This is a genomic window from Burkholderia sp. Bp8992, from assembly GCF_003853705.1.
In the GTDB taxonomy this organism is placed as follows: Bacteria; Pseudomonadota; Gammaproteobacteria; order Burkholderiales; family Burkholderiaceae; genus Burkholderia.
In genome coordinates this window covers 1-17361 of sequence record NZ_QTQI01000001.1, presented here as the reverse complement: position 1 = coordinate 17361, position 17361 = coordinate 1, and the positions used below count along the sequence as shown (strand labels likewise).

The following is a 17361-nucleotide window of genomic DNA, read 5'->3' as shown; positions in this document are numbered from 1 at the left end:
ATGTTCCAGTCATCCGCATTCGATCCCGAGCAACCCGGCTTCAATCCCGTCCACTTCGAGCGCGCCGCGCAGCGGGCGGTCGTCGATCTGCAGCGTGTCGTCGGCGGCCCCGCGCAGCGGGCGCTGGGCCTGCGCCGCCGCACCCATCCGGCGGCCGTCCGCACGATGAGCTGGCAGGCGTTGCTGAACGTCGAAGAGCTGGCGTTCTCGAACGCCGGTTTCCTGAACCGCAACGATCCGACCGTCGTCGACGCGTTCATCCGGCTGCGCGACAGCAGGCTGGTCGCCGCGGACGTCGAGGAACCGGTCGACTGGCGCCGCGACGACGACGACCTGCCGGCCGTCTACCTGATCGTCAAGGCGATGCTCGAGGCGGAAGAGGAAGAGCGGGCCGAAGCGGCCTGAGCCGCGCCGGTCGAACGCGGTCGCGATGTGCGAGGTTCGCGCCGCCACGTTGCGCGGTGGCGCTGCGAACCGCTGCAGTCCGGCACGCGTGAATCGGCGCATCCGGCGGCGAGCCGCGAACCGTCGCTCAAGCCGGTCATCACCACGCGACTACCGTCCGAGCGACCCTCGCAATGACCGCCCGTTACAGCCGCGCCGCCAGCCGCGCGCCCTGATCGATCGCGCGCTTCGCATCGAGTTCGGCCGCCAGTTCCGCGCCGCCGATCAGGTGCACCGAGCGCCCGGCCGCCTGCAGCGGCGCAAGCAACGCGCGCTGCGGCTCCTGCCCCGTGCAGAGCACGATCGTATCGGCTTCGATCACCTTGTGATCGGTGCGCTGTTCGCCGTACGACACATGCAGCCCGCGCGCATCGATTCGCTCGTAGTTCACGCCGCCGATCATCTTCACCTGCTTCATCTTCAGCGTCGCGCGGTGAATCCAGCCGGTCGTCTTGCCGAGCCCCTTGCCGAGCGGCGCTGGCTTGCGCTGCAGCAGCGTCACTTCGCGCGCCGGTGCCGACACCTGCGCACGCGTCACGCCGCCGCGCGTCGCGGCCGGGTCGGTCACGCCCCACTCGGCTTTCCATTCGTCCAGGTCGAGTGCCGGCGACTCGCCGTCCTGCACCAGATATTCGGCGACATCGAAGCCGATCCCGCCCGCGCCGACCACCGCGACGCGCCGGCCGACCGGCTGCTTGCCCGCGAGCACGTCGATATAGCTGAGCACGTTCGGCCCGTCCTGCCCCGGAATCTTCGGGTCGCGCGGTGCGACGCCGGTTGCGAGCACGATCTCGTCGTAGCCGCCCGCGATCAGGTCGCTCGCGTCGACGCGGCGGTTCAGGTGCAGCTTCACGCCGGTCAGCTCGACCTGGCGGCCGAAGTAGCTCAGCGCTTCATGAAACTCTTCCTTGCCCGGCACCTGCTTCGCCATGTTGAACTGGCCGCCGATCTCGGCTGCGCCGTCGAACAGGTCGACGTGATGGCCGCGCTGCGCGAGCACGGTCGAGCACGAAAGCCCGGCCGGTCCCGCGCCGACCACCGCGATGCGCTTCGGCTGCTGCGCGGGCGTGTATTTCAGCTCCGTCTCGTGGCACGCGCGCGGATTCAGCAGGCACGACGCGATTCGGTTCTTGAACGCGTGATCGAGGCACGCCTGGTTGCAGCCGATGCAGGTGTTGATCTCGTCGGCGCGGCCCTGCGCGGCCTTCACGACGAATTCGGCGTCGGCGAGCAGCGGCCGCGCCATCGACACCATGTCCGCGCAGCCGTCCGCGAGAATCTGCTCGGCCACTTCCGGCCGATTGATCCGGTTGGTCGTCACGAGCGGAATGCCGACCTCGCCCTTCATCTTCTTCGTCACCCACGCGAACGCGCCGCGCGGCACCGACGTCGCGATCGTCGGCACGCGCGCCTCGTGCCAGCCGATCCCCGTGTTGATGATCGTCGCACCCGCGCGCTCGACGGCCTTCGCGAGCTGCACGGTTTCGCTCCAGTCGCTGCCGTCCGGAATCAGGTCGAGCATCGACAGCCGGTAGATCAGGATGAAATCGCGGCCGACCGCTTCGCGCGTGCGCTCGATGATCTCGATCGGCAGGCGGATGCGGTTCTCGTACGAACCGCCCCACTGGTCGGTGCGCTTGTTCGTATGCATCGAGATGAACTGGTTGATCAGGTAGCCCTCGGAGCCCATGATCTCGACGCCGTCGTAGCCGGCTTCGCGTGCGAGCTTCGCGCAGCGCACGAACGCGCGGATCTGCCGCTCGACGCCGCGTGCGCTCAGCTCGTGCGGTGCGAACGGCGAGATCGGCGACTTGATCTTCGACGGCGCGACCGCGAACGGGTGGTAGCCGTAGCGGCCCGTATGCAGGATCTGCAGCGCGATCTTGCCGTCCTCCGCGTGCACGGCCTCCGTGATCTCGCGATGCCGGCGCGCCGCCGCCGACGTCATCAGCGTGCCGCCGAACGGCTTGGTCCAGCCGGCCACGTTCGGCGCGAAGCCGCCCGTCACGATCAGGCCGACGCCGCCGCGCGCACGTTCGGCGAAATATTCGGCGAGGCGCGGCAGCGTCTTGCGGCTGTCTTCGAGGCCCGTGTGCATCGAGCCCATCAGCACGCGGTTCTTCAGCGTGGTGAAGCCGAGATCGAGCGGCGCGAGCAGGTGGGGAAAGGCGGTTGTCATGATGGTCGAGCCCATAAGCGATGCCTGCCATCGTAGGCGCGCGCCGCCTTGAGCGTGAGGGGGCAAACAGCCATAATGCTTGTCATTTCCGGCCAAGACGACATGACCTCCCCCCTCGCCAAAGACCGCCTCGGGCTGCGCCGGCCGACGATTCCGGTTGCCTATACGCGCCTGCTGCTGCAGGCGCTGGCCGCGCGCGGCGTCGACCTGGCCGCCGTGCGCGCCGGCACGGGCCTGCGCGATGCGGTGCTGGCCGAACCGGACGCGCGCGTCGCGCCGTCGCAATGGGGGCGGCTCGTGCTCAATGCGATCGAGATCGGCGGCGATCCGGGCATCGGGCTCGCGTTCGGGCTGCTGCTGAAACCGACCGTGCACGGCTTTCTCGGCTACGCGACGCTGACCGCGCGAGACATCCGCGAAGCGCTGTCCGTCACGCAGCGCTACTTCCGGATGCGCAACCGCCAGTACCGGCTGACCTATGCGGAAGACGAACACGGTGCGACGCTCGAACTGCATGGCGTGCAGGCCAGCCCCGTGCTGCAGCATCACGTGATGTTCGAATTCGTGCTGACGGGGCTCGCGCAGAACATCTCGCAATGGGCCGGGCGCACGTCGCCGCCGATCAGGCTGCAGTTCGCGTGGCCGGAGCCCGTGTATTTCGCGCGCTATCGCGACCAGTTGCCGCCGGTGGAATTCGGCTGCGCGGCCAACGCGCTGTGGATCGCGCACGACGTGCTCGACTGGCCGCTGCCGCTCGCCGACGAAGTCGCGCACCGGCAGGCGCTGGTGCAGGTCGAACGCGAATATGCGCAGGTGCGGCAGGAGGAAGGCGATCTGGTCGAGCGCGTGCGTGCGGAGCTGGCGCGCGCCGCCGGCGATTACCCGGGGCCGGACACGCTCGCCGATGCATTGCTCGTATCGACGCGCACGCTGCGGCGCCGGCTGGAAGAAGCCGGGTCGAGCTATCGGCAGCTGCTCGACGAAGCGCGGTTTCGCGACGCGAAGCAGTTGCTCGCGGCGTCGGATCTCGACCTGAAGACCATCGCCGAACGTCTGCAATTCACCGACCCGGCGAACTTCACGCGCGCGTTCCGGCGCTGGGCCGGGCAGACGCCGAGCGCGTTCCGGGAAGCGGCCGCGGGGCCGGCCCGCGAATGACGCGCAGCAGCAGGTACGTGGTGTCGACCTGCGATTTAATCGGTATGATCAATCCCACGCCAAAGCGGCGCCGGCCGGCTTACTCTCCCGTCCCATGCCCAATCACACCACCCTGATCGAATCGACGATCGACCGTATCGACACCAACCTCATTCGTGTCGCGTCCGAGACCAAGAAGGTGCCGCTTTATCGCCTGACGATGCAGGGCACGTGCTACTTCATCGCCGCCGACGATATCGACGCAGAGGCATTCAAGCAGATCGGTCGATTGAAGCCCGGGATGACCGTGCGCGCGTGCACCTTCGACGATCGCGGCCGGCACCAGATCGCGTGGATCAGGAGCAACGATCTGGCAATCGCTCCTTACGATGCGCTCGGGCAGAAGAGCAGCAACCTGTCGCTGCTCACGTGGGCGTCATGCATCTTCATGCTGAGCCTGCTGATCGACGGCGCCGTCTTCAAATCGGGCTGGGCGTTCGTCGGCGCGGTGACCTTGGTCGTGGGCATCATCAGTCTGCTGGGCACCCTGCTCGCGATCGCCGGCCTCTGCGAGCTGGCCTTCCGGCCCCAGCGGCGCGAAGCCCAGGAAAAGTGGCAAGGCGAACCGGCCGGCTTCACAGTCGAACGGAGCAACGGATGAACGATCACACCATGCAGATTGTGTCCGGCTGCGTGACGTCGGTCAGCCAGACAACGATCCGTACCGAGGTCTGGAGCAACAATCTCGGCACGACCAAGCAAAGCATCGAGGAAATTGCGCTCCAGCTCGACACGGTCGACGTACCGCTCACGCTCAGGACGAACAGCACGCAAAGCGTGTTCATCGTCGCGGGCGACCGGTTGACCGTCGCCTACACGCAAGGTCGTGATCGCCGCGCCATCTACGCTATCCGCAACGCAACCGACGGCTCGGTGTATCTCGTTCGCCCCGCGAAAGTCGCGGCTGCCCGCATGGATGTTGTCGTCACGATCGGCATGCTGGTCGCCATGGCCACCACCGCCTGCCTCGTGTCCGCGATGGAACGCAGCACGGACAGCGTGCTGGAAATAGCCACATGGTTCGGCGGCGCCACGATCGCCCTCCTCCTGCTGAGCACGATCCTGCGCACGGTGTTCGGCGCGATCTTGTGGCCCGAGATCCGGCGGCTCAGGCAGCCAGGCGGCAAGCGCGAGATGAATGCTGCCCGGCGCGCCCTGTCGCTCTCGACCGAAGCAACGCCGCACATTCGCTTCATCTGAGACGATCCGGCGCACGACGCGTCAGAGGTCGACGCAGATCCGCGCGCCGCCATCCCCCTCGCACGCCTCGATCCGCACGTCCCCCGTCGCGGCGACGATCGTGTCGTACACGTCATCGCTCACGCACACCACCGGCACCGCGATCGCATACAGCTCGGCCGCCACGATCGCGCCGATCGAGATGATCAGGTCGCGCTCCTTCAGCACGATCGCGACCGGCCCCGTGCCGTTGCGCACGGCTTCCGCGAGCACGCTGCTGCTCGAACTCGAGCCCTTCGCGTGCGGCATCACCATCACCTTGCCGGCGAGACTCGCGCCGGCCTGCGGATGCCCGCGATCGACGATCCTGCCCGCGCCCGAGTCGTAGCCGCCCCAGAAGCTGAGCGGCTTGTCGAGGACGAACGCGCGCGCGCACGCGCTGCCCGGCACGAGCGTGTCGCCCGTCAATTGCCTGCCCGTCGCTTCAGTCATCGAATCGCACCTTGCCTTCATACGCCGACCGCACGCATTCGCGCATGCTGCCGTACGCGACCGTCACGCCGATGTTCGCGGGCGCATACGACGCCCACTTTCCCGAATTGGTCATCACCAGTCCCGACAATTGCTTCATCACCGGCGTGATGTACGTACAGGTATCGACGACGATCTGGATGCCGCGCGCGGCGAACTTGCCGGCGAGGCCTGCCTCCTCCAGCTCCCACAGGATGAAGCGGCTCGTGTTCACGTAGAAATCGCAGGCCGGCTTGCCGTCGAATGCATCGAGCAACGTGTCGAGCGTGCGGAATTCGGCCAGCGAGAAATGCGGCGTGCCGAGCGCTACCGCGACGAGTGCGTCGCCTGCCGCACCGTGGTTCAGCGTGCGGCGAATCTCGTCGAGATCGGCCATCGCGACGTCGACCGCGCGTTGCGCCGCGCCTCCATGCAACGCGGCGTCGAGCGTCGGCGCCTCCGGTGTGATGCCTACCGCATGAAACAGCGCAACGGCGCCACTCGATGCAGCCGCCGCGCCGAGCGCCTTGAGTTCGTCTTCGGTGGTGTCCGCCGGCAGCCCGACGATCGCCGGCACGACCGCGCCCGCGATCCTGCCGATCAGCAGGCCGAGCGCCGCGAAATAGATGTCGCGCGATGCCAGGCGGCTGAAGTCCGGCGCGTTGAACACGATCCGCGCGGCGCGGTTCGCTTCGACATGCAGCCCCGCATACGGCGCGCGCCCGGTGATCGCGGCGGCCAGGTCGAGAAAGTCGCCATACCGGCTCGTACGCGCGCCGAGCACCGAGTTCGCGAACACGATCGCATTCGATTCCGCCCACGCGATCTGCTCGCCTTTCGCGGGACGTTTCTTCAGCTGATACGGCGCGCACGTGAAGCTCGATTCGCAGCCGAGCTGCAGGTGCGCGTCCATCAGGCGCTGCGCATCGCGCTGGATCGTGCGATCGCCGTGGTACAGCTCGGGATGGATCAGGTCGAGCGACCCGACGTTCAGGGTGGTCGGCACCGCGACCTGCGCGCCGGTGTCGACGAAATACTCGACGAAGTCGAGGCTCGTCTGGCCGTGATACAAGCAGCCGTCGATATGAGCCGACGTGATGTCGATCAGGTGCGGCGCGGACATCACCTGCGCCGTACGCGCGACGATCCGCATCGCGCGCGCGACGCCATCGCCGAAATCCCCGCGCAACATCGCGTCATCGCGGTCACTCAACTGCAGCATCGGTTGCTCCTCGTGACTCGGGCGGCGCCGCCGGCCCGTGAAATCCGTCAGAGGACTCTACAACTGGAAGTAAAAACTGTCCAGATTATCGTCGATCCGGACAGTTTGAAAACCAATTCATGCCATCGAAGGCCTGCAACCTGGCCAATGGCTCGAATTCCGCTCCAGTTCGCCTAGCGTTCGGCGGTCAGGCTGAACAGCTCACCGCGCAACGCCTTCGCACGATCGCTGCCGAACTGCGTCTCGTATTCGTCCTGCGCCGCCTGCCACGCCACCTTCGCCTGCGCGAACGTGCGCTCGCCGAGCTTCGTCAGGTGCAGCGCATGCGCGCGCGCATCGTGCTCGGACGCGGCCGTCGCGACGAAACCATCGCGCTGCAGCGGCTTCAGCGCGCGCAGCAAGGTCGTGCGGTCCATCACGAGCATGTCGGCAAGCTCGCTCATCAGGAGGCCGGGCTGGCGCGTGAGATTCGCCATGATCGAGAACTGCGCGGGCGTGACGCCGACCGGGGCCAGATGCCGCTCATACAGTTGCGTGACGAAGCGCGCCGCCTGACGCAGCGCGAGGCAGTGGCACGCTTGGGCAATCGAGGTGTCGTTCATGTTCGTCAATTTATATGTGCATATGCATAAAGTCAATGTACACTCCGCCGTAACACGGCTCGCGGCCGGCCATCGCGTCAAGGAGACGGACATGGACTACATCGACAAGCTGCGGATCTTCCGGTCGGTGGTGGAGATGCGCAGCTTCACGCGCGCCGCCGACATGCACGGCCTCGCGCGGCCGGTCGTGTCGCGGGCGGTCGCGGACCTGGAGGCGCGCTTCGGCAGCCGGTTGCTGCACCGGACCACGCGCCAGGTGTCGCTGACCGAAACGGCCGAGCGCATCTACGAACGCTGCGCGGCCGTGCTCGACGAACTCGACGCGCTCGAAGTCGAAGCCCAGACGCAAACGCGCGAGCCCGAAGGCCTGCTGCGCCTCGTCGCGCACACGACGGCAGCGCTGAACCGGCTCGTGCCGCTGATCGCCGGCTTCAAGAGCGCGCATCCGAAGGTGCGCCTCGACGTCACGCTGACCGAGCGCCCGGTCGATTTCGTCGGCGAAGGCTACGACATCGGCATCGTCGTGCCGTACATGCTGACGAGCGAATCGACCGTCGTGCGGCTGGTCGAGCGCATTCCGGTCGTGATCGTCGCGACGCCGGCCTACCTGCGCGAACATGCGCGCCCCGAAACGCCGGCCGATCTCGCCGATCATCTGTTCGTGCCGATGTCGCCGTCGCTACGCCGGCCCGCGCTGACGTTCCGCGTCGACGGCGACCTGCTGACCGTGCCGTTCCGCTTCGACGTCTCGTCGAACAGTCCCGTCTTCAACCGCGAAATGGCGATGCACGGCTTCGGCATCGGCGTCGTCCCGAAAACGCTCGTCGAGACCGAACTCGCGTCGGGCGCGCTCGTGCAGCTGCTGGCCGACGCCGACCTCGTCGACGCGTCCGTCGAGATCAAGCTCGCGTACGCGAACCGCCTGCTGCTGCCCGCGAAGGTCAAGGCGTTCATCGACTACACGGCCGCCTATTGCGACCGCGAAGGCTGGATCGTCCCGGCCGCCGCCTGACGGCGATTGGTACAGCCACGACACCAATCTGATCCTGCCCCGCCCATCGCTTCGCGGCGCCCTGCGCCCTAACATGTGCACATGCACAAGATCACCCTCACCGACGACGATTGCTTTGCGGTCCGGCAAGCCGCGCGCCGCATCTCGCAGTTCTACGAACGTTATCTGTCGCAGGCGGGCGTGACGCCGTCGCAGTACAGCATCCTCGCGCTGCTGCGCGAGCGGCCGGGCCTGACGATGGCGACGCTGTCGAACGTGCTGGTGATCGAACGCACCGCGCTGCTGCGCGCGCTCAAGCCGCTCGTCGGCGCGGCGCTGGTGACGGGCCGGACCGAACCGCCGTGCCGCGGCCAGACGTTCGCGCTGACCGCGCACGGCGAAACGAAGGTCGCCGACGCGCACGTGCAATGGCTCGCCGCGCAGGAAGCGTTCGAGCGGCGCTTCGGGCCTGCGCAGGCGGCCCGCCTCAGAGACGAACTGTTCCGGATCACGCACAACCTGCCGGAACGCTAGCCCCTTCCCCGATCGACGCGATGCCGTCGATCGTTTTGATAAGTGCATATACATAGGTGAATCGATGGATACGACCCAAGACGCTGCCTCGTCACGCGAAGCAGCCACAACCGAGCGGCCCGCGAAGCAGCTGCGGCGCGTGCCGTGGATGCGCATCGCGGTAGGCGTCACCGTCGTCGTCGTGGCCGCGGCCATGCTCGACTGGCTGTTCGTGCTGCGCTTCCAGGAGAGCACCGACGATGCGTATGTCGGCGGCGACGTGACGGTGCTCGCGCCGAAGGTCAACGGCTTCGTCGACAGGATTCTCGTGACCGACAACCAGCGCGTGAAGGCCGGCGACGTGCTCGTGCAGCTCGATGCGCGCGACTACGACGCGAAGCTCGCACAGGCGACCGCCGAAGTCGACAGCGCGCGCTCCGCCGTGATCGAACTCGAAGCGAAGCAGCAACTGCAGTTCGCGGTGATCGGCCAGCATGCGGCGGACAAGAACGCATCGTCGGCCGAACTGACGCGCGCCGCATCGGACCGCGTGCGCTACCGCGAGCTCGTCAAATCCGACGCCGTGTCGAACCAGATCGTCGAGCGCGCGGACGCCGACTATTCGAAGGCCGGCGCGGCCGTCGAACGCAGCGACGCCGCGCTGCTTGCAGCGAAGCGGCAACTCGACGTGCTCGGCGCGCAGCTCGCCGATGCGCAGGCCCGCGTGAACACCGCGCTGGCCGCGCAGCGCGTCGCGGCGCTCAACGTCGAATACACGACGATCCGCTCGCCGGTCGACGGCTACGTCGGCAACCGCACGGGCCGCGTCGGCATGCTCGCGAACGTCGGCGTGCCGCTGCTGACGGTCGTGCCGGCCTCCGGGCTGTGGATCGATGCGAACTTCAAGGAAGACCAGTTGCGCAAGATGCATGCGGGCGATCGCGTCGACGTGTCGCTCGATGCGTCGAGCACGAAACTGCACGGTCGCGTCGACAGCCTGGCGCCCGCGACCGGCGCGACCTTCAGCGTGCTGCCGCCCGAGAACGCGACCGGCAACTTCACGAAGATCGTCCAGCGCGTGCCCGTGCGCGTGCACCTCGATCCGCAGCCCGGCATCGAGCACGTGCTGCGCCCCGGCCTGTCCGCGGTCGTGACCGTGCATACCGATCACAAGAACTGAGCGGGAGCCGACGATGACCACCGCGTTTTCCGGCGACCCCGCGTCGCAACCGACCCGGCAGCGCGTCTTCGCGTTCGCGCTGATGTGCGTCGGCTTCTTCATGGCGACGCTCGACATCCAGATCGTCGCGTCGTCGCTGCGCGACATCGGCGGCGGGCTGTCCGCGAGCCAGGACGAGCTGTCGTGGGTGCAGACGGCCTACCTGATCGCCGAGATCATCGTGATCCCGATGTCGGGCTGGCTGTCGAAGGTGATGTCGACGCGCTGGCTGTTCGTCGCATCGGCCGTCGGCTTCACGATCACGAGCATGCTGTGCGGGCTCGCGTGGGACATCAACTCGATGATCCTGTTTCGCGGGCTGCAGGGCGCGCTCGGCGCCGCGATGATCCCGACCGTGTTCACTACCGCGTTCGTGCTGTTTCCCGGCAAGCAGCGGCTGATCGCGTCGACGACGATCGGCGCGCTCGCGTCGCTCGCGCCGGCGATCGGCCCCGTGATCGGCGGCTGGATCACCGACCAATGGTCGTGGCACTGGCTGTTCTACCTGAACCTCGTGCCGGGTATCGCGGTGGCCGCGCTCGTGCCGCGCTACGTGCATATCGACGAGCCCGACCTCAGCCTCATCAAGCGCGGCGACTATCTCGGCATCGTGCTGATGTCGGGCTTCCTCGGCTGCCTCGAATACGTGCTCGAGGAAGGCCCGCGCAAGAACTGGTTCGGCGACGATGCGATCGTGATTTGCGCGTGGATCTCCGGCATCTGCGGCTTCCTGTTCATCGTGCATGCGCTGACCGCGAAAGATCCGATCGTCGACCTGCGCGCCCTCGCCGTGCGCAACTTCGGGATCGGCAGCCTGCTGTCGTTCGTAACCGGCATCGGGATCTTCGTGACCGTGTTCCTCACGCCGCTGTTTCTCGCGCAGGTGCGGGCGTTCAGCTCGCTGCAGATCGGTATCGCGCTGCTGTCGGTCGGGGCGTTCCAGTTGCTCGCGCTCTGTGCGTATGCATTCGCCGCGCGCTACTTCAGCCTGCGTGCGCTGCTCGTGTTCGGGCTGATCTGCTTCGGCCTCGGCTGCTATCTGTACACGCCGATCACGCATGACTGGGGCTGGCGCGAACTGCTGCTGCCGCAGGCACTGCGCGGCATCGGCCAGCAATTCAGCGTGCCGCCGATCGTGACGATGGCGCTCGGCTCGCTGCCGCAGTCGCGGCTGAAATCGGCGAGCGGGTTGTTCAACCTGATGCGCAACCTCGGCGGGGCGATCGGCATCGCGGTAAGCGCGACGATGCTCAACGACCGGCTGAATTTCCACTACCTGCGGCTGAACGAGCACGTGAGCGCCGGCGAACCGCAGGTCGCGTCGCTGCTCGATCGCCAGGCCGCCTACTGGGGCTCGGTGGCCGGCAACACGCTGAATACCGCGCAGGCCGGGCTCGCGAACCTGCATCGGCTGATCTATCGCGAAGCGCTGACGCTCACTTATGCCGACGCGTATTACGCGCTGTCGCTGTGCTTCGTCGTCGCGCTGCTTGCCGTCGTGTTTTCCAAACCCATTACGTTCAACGCGCCGCCGCCGGACGCGCACTGAGGTCAAGGTCCTTCATCATGAAAAAGCTACTTCTCGCGCTGGCTGTCAGTGCATTCGCCGCCGGGTGCGCGGTGCAGCCCGCGCAGCATCCGGCGCTGAACGAATCCGTTCAAACGCTCGCACCTGCTGCCTGGGATACCGACGTGCCGCGCGCGGGCATCGACGCGGCCGCGTGGTGGGCGCAATTCCACGACCCCGTGCTCGACCAGTTGATCGCGACCGTGCTCGACGGCAACCTCGATCTGCAGGCCGCCGCCGAACGCGTGAAGCAGGCGCAGGCGCTGACCGTCCAGAAGCGCGCGGTGCTGCTGCCCGAACTCGACGCGACCGCGCATGCGGCCGACGCGCGGCAGAACACGCCGCCGCCGCTCGGTTATGTGCGGCAGGCTGGCGCCGGGCTCGCGCTCAGCTGGTCGCCCGATGTGTTCGGCGGTGAACGGCTCGATCTGCTGGCCGCTCAGGCGGAGCTTGTCGGACAGAAGCATGCGGAAGATGCGATGCGGCTCGCGCTCGCGGCCGATGCGGCATCCGCGTATGTCGATCTGCGCTGGGCGCAGCAGGAATTGAAGATCCTGCAGGACAACGTGAAGATCCGGCAGCATGCGCTCGAGCTCACGCGCAAGCGGCAGGCGTTCGGGTTGTCGACTGAGCTCGACGTGACCCGTGCGCAGAACCAGCTCGATGCGCTCGAAGCACGGATTCCGCCGACGCAGGCGCAGATCTCGCATCAGCTCAATCTGATTGCCGTGTATTCGGGGCGCACGCCGGAATCGGTCGATCGGCTCGTGTTGGCGCAGGCTGGCGAGATTCCCGCACCGCCGGTCGGCGCGCCGGGGACGTTGCCTTCGCAGGCGTTGCTGCGGCGGCCCGATGTGCTGACTGCCTACGCTCAAGTCGAGCGGCGTGCGGCGCAAGTGGGCGTGGCGAGGGCCGAGCGGTATCCGAAGTTCTCGTTGAACCTGACGGACGGGATTCTGGCGGCGTCGTATCTCGGCTTGCCGACGTTGACCGATAACCTGTTCAGCGCGGCGTTGAGCGCGACGAGTCCGATCTTCAATGCGGGGCGGATTACGGCGGATATCTCGCAGAGCGAAAGCCGGATGCGCGAGTCGGAACTCGGGTTGCGGCAGACGATGCTGCAGGCGCTGCGGGAAGTCGAGGACGCGCGCGCGAATCTCGTCAGCTCCGATGAGGCGACGCGGAAGCTGGGTAGCGCACTTTCCGCGTCGGACAAGGCGCTCGGGTTGGCGAATCAGCTCTACAAGGGCGGCGCGACGGATTTTCTGGATGTACTGTCGGCGCAGGAAGTGTATCTGCAGGATTCGGATTCGCTCAATCAGGTCAAGCGCGAGCATGCGCTGGCGGCGGTGGCGCTGTATCGGTCGCTTGGGGGTGGGTGGAGCCGGAATGACGCGGCGGGCGGGCCGGAGGTGGAGGCCGTGGCGAAGAACTGAGCGGAATCACGATACGGCGCCGGCTTCGACACTTGCCGGCGCGCCGCTCGCCAGCCGCCCGATGAGGATCGGGCCGAGCACATTCCTGGCGACCATCTGTTCCTCGGCAACCGGCTCTTCCTCATGACTTCCTTTTCCCCATTGGAAGCCATTCTCTCGGTTTCAACCGGTCCGAAAATTCCCCCGGGCGGGTCACACACATGCCCGGACAGGACGATTACCCCACACGGCATCGTTCCCGGCCGCAGGTTGCACGATTGAAACATTCCTAGATAAATCACAGCAACGGGGTACACAGGAATCCCATGCCTGCCGTCGACGCAAAGCCGCGCCGTACGTGTGTTTCCTTGCTGCGCGCGGGACTTGGCGAATCGGTGCGTCCTTCTGGCGTTTCAGAACTGAAACAACGCTGGGGTCCGAACGTTGTCTCACATCGCCTGTCGATCGCTCGGCCTCGTGGTCATTGAGCCACCGCGTGCTGGTCCACTCCTTGCTCACGTGTTTCGCACACATCCAAGCCGCACGGCCGTAGAGCCCAGTGCAGGCAACGAACGACCAAAACGCAGATCGGGGAAATCATGTCCAAGTACGCTATGGCTGCCTTGCGGCTGCCTTCTCGTATCACCCCTCCGCACACGTTGATTGAGCCGCGCTCACGCGCGCGGTGAGAACTCGCTTCACGACGTGTTCGGGGGGACGTATGAAATGCAGAGAAGACTTGCATTCGCCACCTTCAAGGCTGGCGTGCATCACCGGCGTATTGCCGCTTCCCTCTGGTGCGACAGCGGAAGTCGAGCCCGGCCGGTCAACGCGCACCGCGGCACTGTCGCAGCGAGCGTTGCAACTTTTGAATGACGGGCACTTCGAGCAAAGTGCCGAGTGCGCGAGGCAGGCCATCTCTGTCGATCAGGGCTGTGGCTTCCTGCATCTGCTCCTGGGCGTGGCATTGAACCAAGGTGGCCGACCACGCGAGGCGCTCGATGAGTTCACGCGGGCCGCCGCGCTCGCGCCTCTTGATCCGCAGATTCGCTACGACCTGGCCGTTGCGCATCTGAAAGTCATTGGCTGTGTGCACTTCTATTCGCTGATGCCCGCCGAACATGGCGCAGTTCTCGCCGGCGTGCCCGATTTGCCCGTTACCGATCTTTCTCATTTCTTGACCGACTTCAGCCGGACTGCAGCGGCAATGCAGTGTCTGGATGAAATCGTGTCGGTGTGTACGTCGAGCGCCAATCTTGCGGGTGCGCTTGGACTGAAGACACATGTGCTTTTGCAAAAGCATGCCGATTGGCGGTGGTTTGGCGACACCGCCTGGTATCCCGATGTCGTGACATACAGGCAAGAAGCGCGCGCGGACTGGGGAACCTGTCTGCAAGCGCTCTCCGCGAACTGGCGCTGATGAGAACTGGGGGACAACATGAACAAGATTTACAAGTGCATTTTCAGCAAGCGGCTGAATCAGATGATTGCTGTCGCGGAGTGCGTGGCCGGACAGGGGAAGTCAGGCGGGCGAACCCGGGCGGTGCGGCGGGTGCGTGCGGCGGCGGCTGCGGCGTTGGTGGCCGGTGCGTGCATGTCTTTGTCGCAGGTGGGGTGGGCGGACGGCACCTGCCAGAACGGCAGCAACAGCAACATTTGTGGAAGTGGTGTGAGCAACGGCGTTGGGGCAAGCGGGAGCAACAGCACGTTCTACGGATATCACAGCGGACAAGGCAGTAGCGTAGTCAGCGCCGGTTACAACACGGCAGTCGGGGCCAATTCGGGGAACGGTCTCGCGGGGGACTACAACACGGCCATTGGAGCAGGCGCCGGGCAGAACTTGACCGGAAACGGAAACGTGGCGTTGGGCGTGAATGCCGGCGCTGGAGTCAGTGCGTCCAACACCGTCGCGATCGGCTACGGTGCGACCGGCGCTGGGCAAAACTCGGTGGCAATCGGCGGCAGTGTGACGGCCACTGGGTCAAACAGCGTTGCTTTGGGTTACGGTAGCACCGACGGGGGGCAGAGTAACGTGGTGAGCGTGGGCGCTGGCAGCGGTACGCTGGCAACGCGCAAGATCATCAATGTTACGGCCGGGACCGTGACATCGACGTCAACGGATGCGGTTAACGGCTCGCAGCTTTTCAGCTTGTCGACGTCGGCTTCGACCGGCATCAGCACGGCGCAAAGTGGAGTGAACTCGCTGTCGACGGGGTTGAGTACGGCGAACAGTAACGTGACGAGCTTGTCGACTTCGGCTGCGGCGGGGATCAGTACGGCGCAAAGCGGCGTGAACTCGCTGTCGACGGGGTTGAGCACGACGAACGGCAACGTGACGAGCCTGTCGACTTCGGCCTCGGCGGGGATCAGCACGGCACAAAGCGGCGTAACCTCGTTGTCGACGGGGTTGAGCACCACGAACGGAAAGTTGACCAGCCTGTCGACTTCGACCTCGACGGGGATCAGCACGGCGCAAAGCGGCGTGACCTCGTTGTCGACAGGCCTGAGCACCACGAACAGCAACGTGACAAGCCTGTCGACTTCGGCCGCGGCCGGTATCAGCACGGCACAAAGCGGTGTGACCTCGTTGTCGACGGGCCTGAACACCACCAACAGCAACGTGACAAGTCTGTCGACGTCGGCCGCGGCGGGCATCAGCACGGCGCAAAGCGGCGTCAGCTCGCTGTCGACGGGTCTGAACACGACCAACAGTACCCTCGGAGCGCTGTCGGCCCAGGAGTCGACCGATGTGGGCTCGTTGTCGACCGGCTTGAATGCGACCAACGGCAACGTCAGTTCGTTGTCGACGGGCCTGAGCGCCACGAACAGCAACGTGACGAGCTTGTCGACCTCGGCTGCGGCCGGCATCAGCACCGCACAAAGCGGCGTTACCTCCCTGTCGACAAGCCTGAATACGACCAACGGCAACGTCAGCTCGTTGTCGACGGGCTTGAACGTCACGAACAGCAACGTGGCGAGTCTGTCGACGTCGGCCGCGGCCGGCATCAGCACGGCGCAAAGCGGCGTCAGCTCGCTGTCGACGGGTCTGAACACGACCAACAGCACCCTCGGGGCACTGTCGACCCAGGAATCGACTGATGTCGGATCGTTGTCGACCAGCTTGAATGCGACCAACGACAACGTCAGCTCGTTGTCCACGGGACTGAACACCACCAACAGTAACGTGGCAAGCCTGTCGACCTCGGCTGCGGCCGGCATCAGCACCGCACAAAGCGGCGTGAGCTCCCTGTCGACGAGCCTGACCACGACCAACAGCACCCTCGGTGCACTGTCGACCCAGGAATCGACCGACGTCGGATCGCTGTCGACCAGCGTGAATACCACCAACAGCAACGTGGCGAGTCTGTCGACGTCGGCCGCGGCCGGTATCAGCACCGCGCAAAGCGGCGTGAGCTCCCTGTCTACGGGCCTGAACACCACCAACAGCACCCTCGGTGCGCTGTCGACGCAGGAGTCGACAGACGTGGGCTCATTGTCGACCAGCCTGAATACGACCAACGGCAACGTCAGCTCGTTGTCGACGGGTCTGAACGTCACGAACAGCAACGTGACAAGTCTGTCGACCTCGGCTGCGGTCGGTATCAGCACGGCGCAAAGCGGTGTGACCTCCCTGTCGACGGGCCTTGCCACGACTAACAGCACCGTCGGTGCGCTGTCGACTCAGGAGTCGACAGACGTGGGCTCGTTGTCGACCAGCGTGAATACGACGAACAGCAACGTGGCGAGCCTGTCGACCTCGGCCGCGGTCGGTATCAGCACCGCACAAAGCGGTGTGAGTTCCCTGTCGACAAGCCTGACCACGACCAACAGCAACGTGGCAAGCCTGTCGACCTCGGCCGCGGTCGGTATCAGCACCGCACAAAGCGGCGTGAGCTCCCTGTCTACTGGCCTGAACACGACCAACAGCACCCTCGGGGCGCTGTCAACTCAGGAATCGACCGACGTGGGATCGCTGTCAACCAGCGTGAATACGACGAACAGCAACGTGGCAAGTCTGTCGACGTCGGCCGCGGCCGGCATCAGCACGGCGCAAAGCGGCGTGAGTTCCCTGTCGACGAGCCTGACCACGACCAACAGCACCCTCGGTGCACTGTCGACGCAGGAGTCGACCGACGTCGGATCGCTGTCGACCAGCTTGAATGCGACCAACGGCAACGTCAGCTCGTTGTCGACGGGCCTGAACATCACGAACAGCAACGTGGCGAGTCTGTCGACGTCGGCTGCGGTCGGTATCAGCACGGTACAAAGCGGCGTGAGCTCGCTGTCGACAAGCCTGACCACGACCAACAGTACCCTCGGGGC

General features: G+C 66.0%; 15 protein-coding genes and 2 pseudogenes. 12 read left to right on the top strand and 5 right to left on the bottom strand.

The window, feature by feature from the left end; genetic code table 11:
• Entirely contained in the window at window positions 1–405 is a 405-nt protein-coding gene (locus DIE03_RS00075) for a DUF2471 family protein (RefSeq protein WP_124446315.1), read from the top strand.
• Window positions 406–589: 184 nt separating this feature from the next.
• On the opposite strand, the gene DIE03_RS00070 is transcribed toward DIE03_RS00075, so the two are convergent.
• A complete protein-coding gene (locus DIE03_RS00070) occupies window positions 590–2623 on the bottom strand; it encodes an NADPH-dependent 2,4-dienoyl-CoA reductase (RefSeq protein ID WP_124446313.1) in 2034 nt (677 codons plus the stop codon).
• 75 nt (window positions 2624–2698) lie between these two features.
• Between DIE03_RS00070 and DIE03_RS00065 the strand changes: the two genes are divergently transcribed.
• The 3 genes from DIE03_RS00065 (at window position 2699) to DIE03_RS00055 (ending at window position 5020) form a co-directional block, all read left to right on the top strand.
• Window positions 2699–3781 carry an AraC family transcriptional regulator gene (locus tag DIE03_RS00065; protein ID WP_124446311.1) on the top strand — a complete coding sequence of 361 codons (1083 nt, stop codon included), beginning with the start codon at window positions 2699–2701 and terminating at the stop codon, window positions 3779–3781.
• A gap of 178 nt (window positions 3782–3959) precedes the next feature.
• Entirely contained in the window at window positions 3960–4421 is a 462-nt protein-coding gene (locus DIE03_RS00060; RefSeq protein ID WP_260434765.1) for a hypothetical protein, read from the top strand.
• Window positions 4418–5020 (top strand): hypothetical protein, encoded by a 603-nt coding sequence (locus DIE03_RS00055; protein ID WP_124446309.1) that lies wholly within the window; start codon window positions 4418–4420, stop codon window positions 5018–5020. Before DIE03_RS00060 ends, DIE03_RS00055 begins: the two co-directional genes overlap by 4 nt.
• A 21-nt stretch (window positions 5021–5041) precedes the next feature.
• Here DIE03_RS00055 and DIE03_RS00050 read toward each other — a convergent pair whose 3' ends face one another.
• The 3 genes from DIE03_RS00050 to DIE03_RS00040 form a co-directional block, all read right to left on the bottom strand.
• Window positions 5042–5491: an aconitase X swivel domain-containing protein gene (locus DIE03_RS00050; RefSeq protein WP_124446307.1), complete on the bottom strand. Its 450-nt coding sequence runs from the start codon at window positions 5489–5491 to the stop codon at window positions 5042–5044.
• Window positions 5484–6731, bottom strand: a complete 1248-nt coding sequence (locus DIE03_RS00045) for an aconitase X (protein ID WP_124446305.1) — start codon at window positions 6729–6731, stop codon at window positions 5484–5486. Before DIE03_RS00045 ends, DIE03_RS00050 begins: the two co-directional genes overlap by 8 nt.
• A 173-nt stretch (window positions 6732–6904) precedes the next feature.
• On the bottom strand, window positions 6905–7333 hold the full coding sequence (locus tag DIE03_RS00040; protein ID WP_124446303.1) for a MarR family winged helix-turn-helix transcriptional regulator: 429 nt from the start codon (window positions 7331–7333) through the stop codon (window positions 6905–6907).
• 91 nt (window positions 7334–7424) lie between these two features.
• Here DIE03_RS00040 and DIE03_RS00035 point away from each other — a divergent pair, with 91 nt between their 5' ends.
• The 7 genes and pseudogenes from DIE03_RS00035 to DIE03_RS39040 all read left to right on the top strand — a co-directional run.
• Window positions 7425–8345: a LysR family transcriptional regulator gene (locus DIE03_RS00035; RefSeq protein WP_124446301.1), complete on the top strand. Its 921-nt coding sequence runs from the start codon at window positions 7425–7427 to the stop codon at window positions 8343–8345.
• An 81-nt stretch (window positions 8346–8426) separates the two neighbouring features.
• Window positions 8427–8858 carry a MarR family winged helix-turn-helix transcriptional regulator gene (locus DIE03_RS00030; protein ID WP_124446299.1) on the top strand — a complete coding sequence of 144 codons (432 nt, stop codon included), beginning with the start codon at window positions 8427–8429 and terminating at the stop codon, window positions 8856–8858.
• A gap of 64 nt (window positions 8859–8922) precedes the next feature.
• A complete protein-coding gene (locus DIE03_RS00025) occupies window positions 8923–10017 on the top strand; it encodes an HlyD family secretion protein (protein ID WP_124446297.1) in 1095 nt (364 codons plus the stop codon).
• 13 nt (window positions 10018–10030) lie between these two features.
• The gene (locus tag DIE03_RS00020; protein ID WP_124446295.1) at window positions 10031–11605 is read left to right on the top strand and encodes a DHA2 family efflux MFS transporter permease subunit; all 1575 of its coding nucleotides are present in this window, start codon (window positions 10031–10033) and stop codon (window positions 11603–11605) included.
• A 17-nt stretch (window positions 11606–11622) separates the two neighbouring features.
• Complete coding sequence (locus tag DIE03_RS00015; RefSeq protein ID WP_124446293.1) at window positions 11623–13059, top strand: efflux transporter outer membrane subunit; 1437 nt, start codon at window positions 11623–11625, stop codon at window positions 13057–13059.
• 718 nt (window positions 13060–13777) lie between these two features.
• Window positions 13778–14458, top strand: coding sequence for a tetratricopeptide repeat protein (locus DIE03_RS00010; RefSeq protein ID WP_185658070.1), 681 nt, complete (start codon window positions 13778–13780; stop codon window positions 14456–14458).
• Between the two features lie 18 nt (window positions 14459–14476).
• Window positions 14477–14611: pseudogene (locus DIE03_RS39040) on the top strand (ESPR domain-containing protein); the annotation flags it as partial.
• A 428-nt stretch (window positions 14612–15039) separates the two neighbouring features.
• Here DIE03_RS39040 and DIE03_RS39035 read toward each other — a convergent pair.
• Complete coding sequence (locus tag DIE03_RS39035) at window positions 15040–16197, bottom strand: hypothetical protein (RefSeq protein WP_409364407.1); 1158 nt, start codon at window positions 16195–16197, stop codon at window positions 15040–15042.
• Between DIE03_RS39035 and DIE03_RS39030 the strand changes: the two are divergent.
• Window positions 16160–17361, top strand: a pseudogene (locus DIE03_RS39030) (hemagglutinin); the annotation flags it as partial. The gene DIE03_RS39035 and the pseudogene DIE03_RS39030 overlap by 38 nt on opposite strands.

Excerpts from the sequence above, each read along its gene's own strand:
- DIE03_RS00075 (WP_124446315.1), top strand. The coding sequence starts at position 1 with ATGTTCCAGTCATCCGCATTCGATCCCGAGCAACCCGGCTTCAATCCC.
- DIE03_RS00070 (WP_124446313.1), bottom strand. The coding sequence starts at position 2,623 with ATGACAACCGCCTTTCCCCACCTGCTCGCGCCGCTCGATCTCGGCTTC.
- DIE03_RS00065 (WP_124446311.1), top strand. The coding sequence starts at position 2,699 with ATGCTTGTCATTTCCGGCCAAGACGACATGACCTCCCCCCTCGCCAAA.
- DIE03_RS00055 (WP_124446309.1), top strand. The coding sequence starts at position 4,418 with ATGAACGATCACACCATGCAGATTGTGTCCGGCTGCGTGACGTCGGTC.
- DIE03_RS00050 (WP_124446307.1), bottom strand. The coding sequence starts at position 5,491 with ATGACTGAAGCGACGGGCAGGCAATTGACGGGCGACACGCTCGTGCCG.
- DIE03_RS00045 (WP_124446305.1), bottom strand. The coding sequence starts at position 6,731 with ATGCTGCAGTTGAGTGACCGCGATGACGCGATGTTGCGCGGGGATTTC.
- DIE03_RS00040 (WP_124446303.1), bottom strand. The coding sequence starts at position 7,333 with ATGAACGACACCTCGATTGCCCAAGCGTGCCACTGCCTCGCGCTGCGT.
- DIE03_RS00035 (WP_124446301.1), top strand. The coding sequence starts at position 7,425 with ATGGACTACATCGACAAGCTGCGGATCTTCCGGTCGGTGGTGGAGATG.
- DIE03_RS00030 (WP_124446299.1), top strand. The coding sequence starts at position 8,427 with ATGCACAAGATCACCCTCACCGACGACGATTGCTTTGCGGTCCGGCAA.
- DIE03_RS00025 (WP_124446297.1), top strand. The coding sequence starts at position 8,923 with ATGGATACGACCCAAGACGCTGCCTCGTCACGCGAAGCAGCCACAACC.
- DIE03_RS00020 (WP_124446295.1), top strand. The coding sequence starts at position 10,031 with ATGACCACCGCGTTTTCCGGCGACCCCGCGTCGCAACCGACCCGGCAG.
- DIE03_RS00015 (WP_124446293.1), top strand. The coding sequence starts at position 11,623 with ATGAAAAAGCTACTTCTCGCGCTGGCTGTCAGTGCATTCGCCGCCGGG.